This is a genomic window from uncultured Shewanella sp. (genome assembly GCF_947501665.1).
Classification (GTDB): domain Bacteria; phylum Pseudomonadota; class Gammaproteobacteria; order Enterobacterales; family Shewanellaceae; genus Shewanella.
In genome coordinates this window covers 254,422-266,538 of the sequence record NZ_CANMWS010000001.1, presented here as the reverse complement: position 1 = coordinate 266,538, position 12,117 = coordinate 254,422, and the positions used below count along the sequence as shown (strand labels likewise).

12 protein-coding genes are annotated in these 12,117 nt (G+C 38.1%); 6 read left to right on the top strand and 6 right to left on the bottom strand.

What is annotated here, in order from left to right; all coding sequences use genetic code 11:
- Positions 1-283 precede the first annotated feature (283 nt).
- Positions 284-1,504: an MFS transporter gene (locus tag Q0976_RS01210; protein ID WP_299490031.1), complete on the bottom strand. Its 1,221-nt coding sequence runs from the start codon at positions 1,502-1,504 to the stop codon at positions 284-286.
- Between the two features lie 138 nt (positions 1,505-1,642).
- Here Q0976_RS01210 and Q0976_RS01205 point away from each other — a divergent pair, with 138 nt between their 5' ends.
- Together Q0976_RS01205 and Q0976_RS01200 are read left to right on the top strand one after the other, a co-directional pair.
- A complete protein-coding gene (locus tag Q0976_RS01205) occupies positions 1,643-2,416 on the top strand; it encodes a helix-turn-helix transcriptional regulator (RefSeq protein WP_299490028.1) in 774 nt (257 codons plus the stop codon).
- Positions 2,417-2,498: 82 nt separating this feature from the next.
- Positions 2,499-3,620: a pyridoxal-phosphate dependent enzyme gene (locus Q0976_RS01200; protein WP_299490026.1), complete on the top strand. Its 1,122-nt coding sequence runs from the start codon at positions 2,499-2,501 to the stop codon at positions 3,618-3,620.
- A gap of 1 nt (position 3,621) precedes the next feature.
- Here Q0976_RS01200 and Q0976_RS01195 read toward each other — a convergent pair whose 3' ends face one another.
- Genes Q0976_RS01195 through Q0976_RS01180 form a run of 4 tightly spaced genes read right to left on the bottom strand, consistent with a single transcriptional unit; the run spans position 3,622 to position 6,221 of the window.
- Positions 3,622-4,098: an alpha/beta hydrolase gene (locus tag Q0976_RS01195; RefSeq protein WP_299490024.1), complete on the bottom strand. Its 477-nt coding sequence runs from the start codon at positions 4,096-4,098 to the stop codon at positions 3,622-3,624.
- A 39-nt stretch (positions 4,099-4,137) separates the two neighbouring features.
- Positions 4,138-4,467, bottom strand: coding sequence for an alpha/beta hydrolase (locus tag Q0976_RS01190; RefSeq protein ID WP_299490021.1), 330 nt, complete (start codon positions 4,465-4,467; stop codon positions 4,138-4,140).
- A gap of 30 nt (positions 4,468-4,497) precedes the next feature.
- On the bottom strand, positions 4,498-5,355 hold the full coding sequence (locus tag Q0976_RS01185; RefSeq protein ID WP_299490018.1) for an alpha/beta hydrolase: 858 nt from the start codon (positions 5,353-5,355) through the stop codon (positions 4,498-4,500).
- A complete protein-coding gene (locus Q0976_RS01180) occupies positions 5,352-6,221 on the bottom strand; it encodes an alpha/beta hydrolase (RefSeq protein ID WP_299490016.1) in 870 nt (289 codons plus the stop codon). The genes Q0976_RS01185 and Q0976_RS01180 overlap by 4 nt, the downstream gene beginning before the upstream one ends.
- A 271-nt stretch (positions 6,222-6,492) precedes the next feature.
- Between Q0976_RS01180 and Q0976_RS01175 the strand changes: the two genes are divergently transcribed.
- The 3 genes from Q0976_RS01175 to Q0976_RS01165 all read left to right on the top strand — a co-directional run bounded on the left by Q0976_RS01175 (position 6,493) and on the right by Q0976_RS01165 (position 10,041).
- On the top strand, positions 6,493-8,022 hold the full coding sequence (locus tag Q0976_RS01175) for a YifB family Mg chelatase-like AAA ATPase (protein ID WP_299490014.1): 1,530 nt from the start codon (positions 6,493-6,495) through the stop codon (positions 8,020-8,022).
- A 159-nt stretch (positions 8,023-8,181) separates the two neighbouring features.
- Positions 8,182-9,090: an acyltransferase gene (locus Q0976_RS01170; protein ID WP_299490012.1), complete on the top strand. Its 909-nt coding sequence runs from the start codon at positions 8,182-8,184 to the stop codon at positions 9,088-9,090.
- Between the two features lie 3 nt (positions 9,091-9,093).
- Positions 9,094-10,041, top strand: coding sequence for an acyltransferase (locus Q0976_RS01165; RefSeq protein ID WP_299490010.1), 948 nt, complete (start codon positions 9,094-9,096; stop codon positions 10,039-10,041).
- A gap of 54 nt (positions 10,042-10,095) precedes the next feature.
- On the opposite strand, the gene Q0976_RS01160 is transcribed toward Q0976_RS01165, so the two are convergent.
- Positions 10,096-11,187: a branched-chain amino acid aminotransferase gene (locus Q0976_RS01160; protein ID WP_299490008.1), complete on the bottom strand. Its 1,092-nt coding sequence runs from the start codon at positions 11,185-11,187 to the stop codon at positions 10,096-10,098.
- Between the two features lie 335 nt (positions 11,188-11,522).
- Between Q0976_RS01160 and Q0976_RS01155 the strand changes: the two genes are divergently transcribed.
- Complete coding sequence (locus Q0976_RS01155; RefSeq protein ID WP_366525037.1) at positions 11,523-12,056, top strand: outer membrane beta-barrel protein; 534 nt, start codon at positions 11,523-11,525, stop codon at positions 12,054-12,056.
- The last annotated feature ends 61 nt before the right edge of the window (positions 12,057-12,117 follow it).

The window sequence follows — 12,117 nt, the reverse complement described above, 5'->3', positions numbered from 1 at the left end:
CCGCAAAAAATGCTGGCGCTTACATTCTTTTTACTTTAAAACAGCATTGAATTATTCATTGTTAAGGCTAACGCACTCATTTTTATTTACGTACAGGCTCATGACCTAATATCCGTTTATGCATAACCTCTGTAGCTCAATCAATATAAAAATACCATAGCCATTACCACTAATAAATTATTAATGATAAATAAGACTGACTAAACGAAAGTGAAATATTTAGCCGAGATACGATGAGTTCTGAAGCTCTCAAACATATGAAAGAAAGCTTTTACTAAAAAACTTAACTGAATTCAGTTGCCATATTTCGCTTAAATAACGACTCATGACCTGGCTTAGGAATATGCGGCACCAATAAAGCCAGTCCAAGAGACACCACAGCCATACCTGCGCCAATATAAAACACCAATGCAGGACTTATCATCCAGATCATACCTAAGAAAACCGGTAACACCACTGCAGCAATATGATTAATCGTAAAGGACACCCCCGATGTAGACGCAATATCTTCAGGTGATGCAATCTTTTGAAAATAGGTTTTAGTGGCGATAGCCATAGCAAAGAAAATATTATCAATGACATATAAGCTTGAGGCAACCCAATGGTTATCTACCAGTCCATAGGCTACAAACACAATAATTAAACCAATATACTCCACTAGTAGCACATTTCGCTCACCAAAATGTCCGACAAACCGGCCAATTTTAGGTGCTAACCAAACTGTTGCAATTTGATTAATGATGAATAACATGGCCATATTTTCTACCGAAAAGCCAAATTTATCGACCATTAAAAATCCAGCAAACACCACAAATATCTGCCTGCGAGCACCACTCATAAACACCAATGCATAATAAAGCCAATAACGTTTCCTTATTACTAAATGTCTGTGTTGAATTGATTTTTTTGGCAACAAAGGAAAGCGAAGAAATAAATATAAAGCCATAACACAGCCAAGTATTCCTGCAATCACATAAATAACCCAATAAGGCACCTGCAAAAATTCCATCGCACACCAAATAATACTAAAGGTGATTAATGCCGCCATCGCTGTTTTACTGAGTATTTTCCCCATCACGGCTGGCGCTTCTTTTTTCCCTAACCATTGAATTTGTAAGGAGGTATTAATTGTCTCAAAATAATGAAAACCCACCGACATCACAATCGTCGTTGCATATAAACCATAACTCGTTGGAAAAAAACCAGTTAACCCAACACCAATAGAAAGTATAGCCAGTGAAACCACCGCTAAGTATTGCTCTTTTAGGAGTAGCAATAGAAACACAGCCCCAAATGCAAGAAACCCTGGAATTTCACGTAATGTTTGTAATATGCCAATTTCGGTCCCAGTGAAGCTGGCCTGCTCGACACTAAAATTATTTAATAACGCCTGCCAAACTGAAAAAGTAATCGCCACACAAATAGCACTGAGCAATAAAAACTGCTGCGCGTGCTTATCTTGAGAAAAGCCATTCAGAGTATGGTATTTATCCCTAACGTTCATTTTTATTCCTAAGTTGTAAAATAATCTAAAGCAGTTTACGAGGAAATAAAGTGGCAAACTTCATCAATTATGACTTATTATTTATCAAATACGCCAAATTAATCCTTTGTCTACTCCGTGATAAGGAATAACGACTCGATGACCCCTTACCCCTTCACACTCAAAAAAATAATGAAGTACCCTATTGAAGCTATTGTCGCAACACATGAAGCCAATACCTTAGGCATGCCGCATCATCACACTTGGTATCAATTGCAATATGCAGTAAAAGGAACAATGAACATCATTGCTGGCAACCAAAGCTTTCTCATTCCCCCTCAAAGAGCCGTCTGGCTGCCTAAGTATGTCACTCATCAAGTCAATAATTTATCGACAGTCGCTTATCGTAGTTTGCACATTAGTGATGAATTAGGAAAAAAAATAGGTAACAAGGTCAAAGTCATTGAAGTGTCTCAATTTTTAAAAGAACTCATTATTCGAGGCTGCAATGCATGGCAATCTCGCTACGCTTCAACTCATGTAGACAATGCCATGGCAACCTTGATCATTGACGAAATACAGCACGCAGCTGAAAGCCCATTACATTTACCTTGGCCAACGGATCCTAGATTGAGAAAAATCTGCCAAATTCTACAAAATAATCCAGCTGATAACCGAACTTTGCCTGAATTAGCAACACTTTCTGGTGCTTCGGTTCGCACTATTAATCGTATTTTCATCAAAGAATGCCAATTATGTTTTAGTGATTGGCGGCAAAAGTTGCGCGTACTCATAGGGCTTGAGCGACTGCAAACTCATGCATCCATCACCCAAGTCGCATTAGATTTAGGTTATAGCTCTAGCTCTGCGTTTATTAATGTATTTAAAAAACATTTACATGTCTCGCCTAAGCATTATTTAAAGCAAAGCTAATCAACGGTCATAATCATTTAGCAGCGTATAAAAATAAACATAATATGATCTAAAACTTCGACATAAATTCAAAGGAAATGCCATGCAATATTTATGTATGCAATGCAAAACCACCTACCTCGCCTCCCCAACACGCATAAAATGTGATTGCGGTGGAGCACTTTGGCTAAATGACGATACATTAGGATTAAATAAAAGTGATATAATTCAAGAGGACTTTTCGCTTTGGCGTTACAGTAAAGCTTACCCTATCGGTAGGCAAAATATACAAGTCTCGTTCAACGAAACCCTCACGCCTATGCCTGAATGTGTATGGGATAACACGCCCATTTTTGTAAAAATGGATTCCTTAATGCCCACAGGTTCCTTTAAGGCCAGAGGTGCGGCCATGGTCATTAATTACTTATTAAAACAAGGCATTGACTGCTTTGCAGAAGATTCAAGTGGTAATGGAGGCTCCGCTTATGCGGGCTATTGCGCCAAAGGTGGCCTAGCACTCAATGTCTTTATTCCCGCAGGAACCGCAGTAGGAAAAGTCGTACAAACTAAAATGTATGGTGCGAACTGTATTGAAATCAATGGATCACGAGAAGATGTAGCCAATGCAGCTATTAACAGTCTTCACACTCATGGCAGTTACTATGTTGGCCACAACTGGCATCCATTGTTTATCGAAGGTGTAAAATCAATCGCTTATGAAATTTGGGAACAAAACAATTACCAAGCCCCTGATAACATTATTGCACCAGCCGGTAATGGTAGCCTCATCGCTGGCGCTTATCTTGGATTCAAAGAACTCTTAAAAACAGGTGAAATAACTAAAATCCCTAGACTATTTGGTATTCAATCAAAAGCTGTCAACCCGTTTGTTAAACAATTTAATCATGATCACTCCCCCTTAAAACCGCAAGATACCATTGCAGAAGGGATCCGCATTATTCAATCTTCTCGTATAACCGAAATCATTCAATTTGTGCGTCACACTCAGGGGCAATTTATTGATGTATCAGACAAACAAATCAAACAAGCCTTAATAAAAATGGGGCAAAAAGGCTTCTTCATTGAACCAACTTCAGCAGTCGCTTTTGCTGGAATAAGCAAACTCATTAAAAATAATATTATCAAACCCGAGCAAACAACAGTTGGGATCATTACCGGAAATGGATTAAAAGCAACAGAAAAAATACACTCATTGACCAGTTAATTTAATGGATAAACGATTCTACTATACGATTAAATTTCTTAGGGTTTTCAATAAAGGTAAAGTGTTTCCCCCCCTCTTCAACTTCAAAAACAACAAGCTGAGAATCGTTAATAATACTATTCATCCAAATTTGAGAGCTCACAGGTGTTGGGCTTCCTCTACCGACGATAATTAAAGTGGGTAAGTTAATACGAGCAATAACATCACGGCAATCTTGATGAAACTCATTATACAACAATACTGCACCTTCAGAGTTCGACAAAGCACAACTGCTATCCACTAATAAGCCTTCATCCTCAGGAAGAATATTTGGAGTGATCTGTCTATGCAATAAAATCGTCTTTGCCATATCAGCTCTGTCACTTAATAAAGTATTCACAAAACTCATAGAAGAAACAGGATCGACAAAGGATCCATAACTCGCCACTTCTTCTGGTGACCATAGAGGATTAGAAGTTAATACCGGGATTTTATCCACCAATACCAGCTTAGCTAATCGCTCTGCTTCAAATAATTCTCAATAGCAACAAATCACCGCGGCGCCCGATGCATGTCCAAGCGCAACCACATCATTTAAATCCAAATAGCACAGTAATTCATTAACATCTTTAGCAAGTCGATATATTTTAAAGCCATAATTGACCTTTTCAGATAAACCATGCCCCCTCATATCTAACGCAATAATACGATACTTATGACTTAATCCTTCAATTTGATACTTATATTGCTCACAGCTTTGTGACCAACCATGCAGTAAAACTAAAGGTATACCCCGACCTTCATCAATATAATGCAGCTTGACATTGTCAGTCGTCATAAAATAATGATGCACTATATTGGAAACCATCAGACCCCCCAGTCTTAAAACTCATTAAGATTATTCAATAAACTTGTCAATAACACGATTAAATTTAATTGGATTATCAATAAAAGGAAAATGCTTCCCTCCTTCATGCTCTTCAAAAATAATCAATATAGAGCCTGTAATTTGTTCTTTTACCCATTGTTGTGATGATAAGGAAATCGGACTAGCTCTACCCGCGATGATTAAAGTCGGTATATTTATTAAGGACAATACCTCTCTCCAATCTTGATGTACTTCATCATAAAAAAGTATTGCAGCTTGCTCCTTAGGTACAGCTTGACTCGAATCCAACAAACGTTGCCTCATATAAAGAGAAATAGGTGGTGTGAGCATACAATTCAATAACACGGCTTTATATTGATCTCCTTCATTTCCAGCTATCATATTTCTCACCTCCATGGCTGTATGCACATCCATTGCTGCTCCATAGTGCTTCACTTGTTCCGCTGTCCACAGCGGATTAGAAATAGTCATTGAAGGACGATCGACTAACACAAGTTTTAACAGCCTTTCCCCAGTAAATAACTCCCAATAACACATAATGACTGCGGCTCCCACAGAATGACCCAAAAGCGTTATATTGACCAATGCTAAATGTTCAAATAACTCATGGAGATCTTTCGCAAATCGATATATTTTGTATCCATAATCTACTTTTTCAGATTGCCCATGGCCTCTCATATCAAGTGCTATAACACGATTTCTTTGACTAAAGTGCAAAATTTGAGCGCTAAATTGCTCAGCAGACAAGGTCCAACTCGATATCATCACCAAAGATTTTCCTTCACCTTTATCAATATAATGTAATTTCACTTTATCTGATGTGTAAAAATAACCATGTTCAGAGGAAAGAATATGTAAGGGTTTCATCTTTCTTCCTCTTTCTGCTCTTGAATAAAGTCATCAACAACACGATTGAACTTTTTAGGGTTTTCAATAAAAGAGAAGTGATTTCCTCCCTCTTCTTTTTCAAATATAACCAATTGTGAATTTTTTATTTGTTGATGTAACCATTGGTGAGATGCAACTGAGACTAAACTCGCTCGCCCTACAATCAGTAAAGTAGGCACTGTAATTCGAGGTAATAAATCACGCCAGTCTTGGTGAGCATTACTGTAAAAAAGTGTCGCAGATTCTTTATTGGGAACACGCATACTTGCAGCTAAGATTGATACCCTTTGCTCATTTGAAAGCGTTTCTGAGAATAAAGAATGAACAAAAATACGCTTATATTTTTCCCCTTCCTCTCCCGCCAATTGATTGCGTATATCAATGGCAGACTTAGGATCTAATATCGCCCCATATTGTGCTTTTTCTTCTATTGTCCACTTAGCATTAATCACTGTCGCTGCCGACTTATCCACTAAGACTAATTTATCGAGTCGATCTAAACCAAATAAATCCCAATAACAATAGACGATTGTCGCTCCAACAGCATGGCCGAGTAATACCACTTTATCCAATGAAAGGTGAACTAATAATTCATGAACATCTTTTGCAAAGCGATATACTTTATATCCAAAGTCAACAAACTCAGATTCACCATGACCTCGCATATCAAGTGCAATAGTACGGTACTTCAGGCTTAATCCCTCAACTTGATATCGGTATTGCACAGCACTCATTGTCCAGCTGGGGATCATAACGATAGCCTGACCTTGACCTTTATCGATATAGTGTAGATTGACATTATCACTGGTTTTAAAATAGTAGCTATCATGCTTTGAAAAGACCATATTAATCGCTTAAAAACATAAATACCTTGCCTTAATTATAACATTTTCACGGTGAGATTAAGCACTAAATTGTAAGCATTAATTTATATTGAAAACAAATTAAAAATTATTTATATCAAAATGTTATGACTTACCCCTTATCAAATTTATACCCTTGTATATTATTAAGTAAGTTTGTATAGATTATAGAATCATAAAAAACAAAGATGAAAAAATAGAACAGCAACTACACTGTAAAAAACCCACATAGCCTTAATAAAAGGATTGGTTTATGGCCATTGCTTGTGTTAAAACAAGGGCAAATAAAGGGGTTGATGCCCCATCAGTTACTGTTGAAGTACACTTAAGTAATGGTTTACCTGCTTTTAACTTAGTGGGATTACCAGAAACATCTGTCAAAGAAGCCAAAGAAAGAGTACGCAGTGCGATTATTAATACTGGCTTAGAGTTTCCAGTGCGACGTATAACGGTTAACTTAGCCCCTGCCGATCTTCCAAAACAAGGCGGACGTTATGATCTCCCCATTGCTATCGGGATTTTAGCCGCATCAGGACAAATACCACCACAAGCCATTATTCCTTTAGAATTTGTTGGTGAACTTGCACTTTCAGGCTATATACGCCCGTGCCAAGGCCTTATTCCCGTTATCACTGCAGCTCAAAGACAGCAGATCGGTCTTGTTCTTCCTATTGATAATCAAAAAGAAGCTGAATTGGTGGGTTACCAAAATGTACACTTTACCAACACACTACAATCACTTTGCTCTTTTTTACATGGCCAAACCTCTCTTCCCAGCCTGGACAATAATATCCAATGGCAATCCTCCCCAACTGAGCACTCGCACAATCCACTCGGCTGCTTAAGTGATATTATCGGTCAACAACAAGCAAAGTTAGGTTTAGAAATCGCTGCCGCAGGTAACCATAATTTGTTAATGATGGGCCCCCCAGGGACAGGGAAAACCATGCTGGCCAGCAGAATACTCAGCATTCTACCAGATTTAACTTATGAAGAAGCCTTAGAAGTGGCAACCCTATATTCAGTAGCAGGCCAATCGATCAATCAAAATGCTTTTTTCTTACGTAAATTCCGCAACCCTCATCATACCAGCTCAGCGATATCTCTCATCGGAGGTGGCAGTATTCCGCAACCGGGTGAAATATCACTCGCCCATAAAGGCGTGTTATTTTTAGATGAACTAGCAGAATTCCCAAGAAAAGTATTAGATTGCCTCAGGGAGCCGATGGAAACAGGGGAAGTCGTCATTTCACGCGCTGCAGCCAAACTCACCTTTGCAAGTCAATTTCAGTTAATTGCCGCAATGAATCCCAGCCCTTGCGGGGATATAAACAACCCAAGAGCCAATCCAGATCAAATTTTACGTTATTTGTCTAAATTATCAGGCCCTTTTCTAGATCGATTTGATTTAACATTAGATGTACCTAAATTACCTGTAGGCACCCTAAACAATCATCATTCACAGCAAGAAACCAGCCAAATAGTGGCTAAACGCGTAAAACAAGCTCGTGAAATACAACTTGAACGCTCAGGGATACTGAATAATCAACTGACAGGCACTCAATTGAAAAAAACCAATTGGTTTCACCCCTCTGATTTACACTATTTAGAAGACACACTCAATAAACTGGGGCTATCTGTAAGAAGTTACCATAAAATACAAAGAGTTGCTCGAACCATTGCCGATTTAAAAAGTGAGAAAAATATTGATCGCTCTCATATTGCACAAGCCTTGAGTTACCGAGCCATGGATAAACTACTAAACAATTTAAAAGCATATTAGATTATACAGCCTTACCACTGCATTCCCGCAACGATTCATTATCAATAGAATCAACTTGCGTCTGTTAGGCTAATATTTAATCATATTTACATTTCATGATTGAGCCCAAGAGCGACTACGAGTAACATAGGTCTCCAATTTTTATCGAGGCAATATTTAATGGGTTCGTTCGTATCTGGGATCACTGGCTGTTTGGCTTTTTTGTTATATACAATAAATACACTTTTCTGGATCTGCCCTATCCTCATCATTAGTTTACTCAAGCTTCTTCCACTGCGAGTCATACGAACAGTATGCACTTACCTCATCGATTTTTCAGCCAGTTCTTGGATAAGCTGCAATGGTATTATTGAAAGGCTCTTCCACCCAGTTAAAATTAATCTTGAGTGCGATCAGCCGCTCAGCACCAAAGAATGGTATATGGTCATTGCCAATCACCAATCTTGGGTCGATATTTTAGTTTTGCAACGCATACTTAATCACCGTATTCCTTTTTTGAAGTTCTTTTTAAAACAAGAATTAATATTTGTACCAGTCCTTGGTTTAGCTTGGTGGGCGCTGGACTTTCCTTTTATGAAACGCTATAGCCCAACTCAATTAAAGAAAAACCCAAAACTAAAAGGTAAAGACATAGAAATTACCAAAAAAGCCTGTTCAAAATTTAAAACGAAACCCGTTAGCGTAATGAATTTTGTAGAAGGAACACGTTTCCATAAAAGTAAACACACAAGACAAGCTTCACCTTTTACCCACTTACTCAAGCCCAAAGCAGGTGGAATGGCCTTTGCGCTTTCAGCAATGGGAGAGCACATCCATAAATTAGTCGATGTCACCATTTATTATCCGCAAGGGAGTCCCACTTATTGGGAGTATATCTCAGGTAAAGTCAAACACGTCGATGTACATATTAAGGTCACAGACATCAATGACAAAATGAGAGGTGATTATACAAAAGATCGCCAATTTAAGATTGATTTTCAAGCCGAACTGAATAAAATTTGGAAGACAAAAGATGAACAATTAACCAAGATGGCCCAACAAGGGACCCCCAATAAAGAGGTGCTATAATCAATGCTTAATTTTTTACCAGGCCCACTTCTCTATTTAATAAGTGCTGTATTATTAATCATTAATACCACAGTATGGAGTACTCTTATTTGTATCGGCGGGATCATAAAATTCATTACGCCAGCCCCATCTGGACGCATTTTTATTACTAAAATAATGAATCGATTTATGTGGGCTTGGGCAACATGCAATGGCGGTATTTTGTTTTTACTTGCTGACATTGAATGGGATATTGAAGGATTAGACAGTTTAGATAAAAATGCATGGTATTTATTAATCAGTAACCATTTAAGTGGATTTGATATTGCAGTGCAAACTTACATATTACGCAATAATATTCCCATGCTTAAGTTTTTCCTAAAAAAGGAATTAATTTTTATCCCATTAATGGGACTAGGATGCTGGGCGTTAGACATGCCTTTTATGAATCGCTCCAGCCCACGTAAACTGAAAAAAAACCCAAAGCTAAAAGGCAAAGATCTCGAAACAACACGTCGAGCCTGTAAAAAGTTCCGCCATATGCCAACCTCTATTATCAATTATGTTGAAGGTTCACGCTTTACTGAGCAAAAAAAGGCACGCCAAAACTCTCCCTACCGCCATTTATTAAAACCCAAAGCTGGTGGAATAGCCTTTACATTAAGCGCTATGGGTGAACAGTTTACCAATGTTCTTGATATTACTCTTTTATATCCAGAGGCAATGAATAAAGACGCATTAGTTGAAGTGATGCATGGACGCATTAAAAAAATAACCATTCGAATTCGTGTATTACCCGTACCAACAGTAGACGATAAACGTTATTTTTCAGATCCTCAATACAGAGTGGATTTTCAACGCTGGCTAAATCAAATTTGGGAAGAAAAAGACGAAACACTGCACCAATTGATCAATGCACATCAAACCTTATCGACAGATAATAGTCATAAAAAACCATTAGAAAATCAATAAAGACAAAAAAAGCCTTCAGGATTGAAGGCTTTTTATACTCATTATTTCAATCAACTAATGACCCGTTCGGCCCACTTTAACTAGCCAATCTTTAGGGCCTTGCTTATAACCTTTTTGAATATCAGTCAATACGTTATAAATTCGTTTGGTATGCTCGCCAACACCACCATTTCCCACAGTCAGTATTCGCTTATCTTCAAAAATATACGAACCAACAGGCGCTACTACTGCAGCAGTCCCCAATCCACCCGCCTCTATAATTTCGCCAGATTCAATATCTTGAATGAATTTATCGAGTAAAACAGTTTCTTGCCTGACTTCACAACCCAGTAAATCACCCAATTCTAAAATAGACTCAGAAGTAATCGACTTCAAAATGGTATCCGTAAAAGTAGGGATAATCACGGTGCCATCTTTAAGAATATGAAAGTGGTTCATTGCCCCCACTTCCTCTATTTGCTGATTATTAGCATCTAAATAGAGCACCTGTGCCGCACCGTATTCAGCAGCTACTTTACCCGCTTTTAAAGAAGCTGCATAATTCCCTGATGCTTTAGAAGCCCCTATGCCTCCGGATACAGCGCGATGAAAACGTTGACTTATCAGTAAACGAATAGCTTGATTGAAGCCCGCTTTATAATAGGGGCCACTTGGACTTAAAATAACACAAAAGGTATATTGCTCACTGGGTGAAACGGATAAACGATCTTCTGTTGCAAAAATAAAAGGACGAATATACAAACAAGCATCATCTTGCATCGGAAACCATAATCTATCGACATCAATCAACGCTTCAATACCCGCTCTTTGCATTGCTTCAGGCACACCCTGCATGCACAAAATATCTGCAGAACGATTTAATCGTTGAGCATTTTTATCCAATCTAAAAGTATAAATTTCACCATCTTTATGATGAAATGCTTTCGCTCCTTCAAAAACAGACTGGCCATAATGCAGTGCAATAGCACCCGGCGCCACTTCAAAAGGTCCATAAGGCACTATCCTAGGATCCACCCATTGACCCTCTCGAAAATCCATTAAAAACATGTGGTCAGTTCTCAGTTCACCGAACCCCACATTGTCTTTCGGTTCAAATGCCACTTGTCGACGTTCAGACTTTGACTTTAAATTGTAACTAATTTGCATGAAATACCACCTTAATCAATGTGACGCAGACTATGGAGCCTCACGCACAAAGTCAAGTATAATGACCTTCCTCCTCTCTATTTTTATGTATTGAATACATAAAATTATGTGTATGCAATCTCCATATTTAACCAAAAACATGCCATAGAAAACGGTAAACATTAAATCAATATAAACACAGAATTAACATAGAAATACAATTGAATTTCAATTGGTCAATTTTTTCAAAAAACATTAAAATTCAATAAGTAGCTATGTTCAGTTATTATTCAGCTTATCTCTCCTATGATGTTTCGAGAAAAATTTCTTATAATATAGCGGAGTCAATGATGAAAATGATGAAAACGAAATCTCTTGTTTTAGCATCTGTAGTTGCAACAACGCTTTCTATCCCAGCAATGGCCGCCGATAACTTTGTCGGAGCAGCCTACGGTAATCAACAAAATGATTATGATTTTGGCAGTGGTTATTCAAAAGATGTGAATGATCCTACTTACCAACTACGTGCTGGTACTTATATCAACAATGAAGCACGACTTTATTTGACTTACTCATTCAATGATGATGAATTTGCAAAGCAGCAAATGGGTCTAGTCTCTTATGATTTCCTCATTCCTGTCACAAGCGACCAAAAACTCAACTGGTTTGTCGGTGCTACTGCAGGTATGAACCATATCAGTCCTGACGCTTCTTCCCTCGACTCAGCTAATCGATTCGTCTGGGGTGGACAAACAGGGTTACAGTATAAAATAAACCCTAAATTGAGCACTGAAGTGGGTTACCGTTATCTAAAACAGGATTACTCTAAATCGATTGTCTCTCTAGATAACTCACAGCAAGTTTATCTCGGCGTAGATTACCGCTTCTAGAAAATCCACACTGATAAAACCCCTCAATAAGGGGTTTTTTTTCGACATAAGATCATCAAAT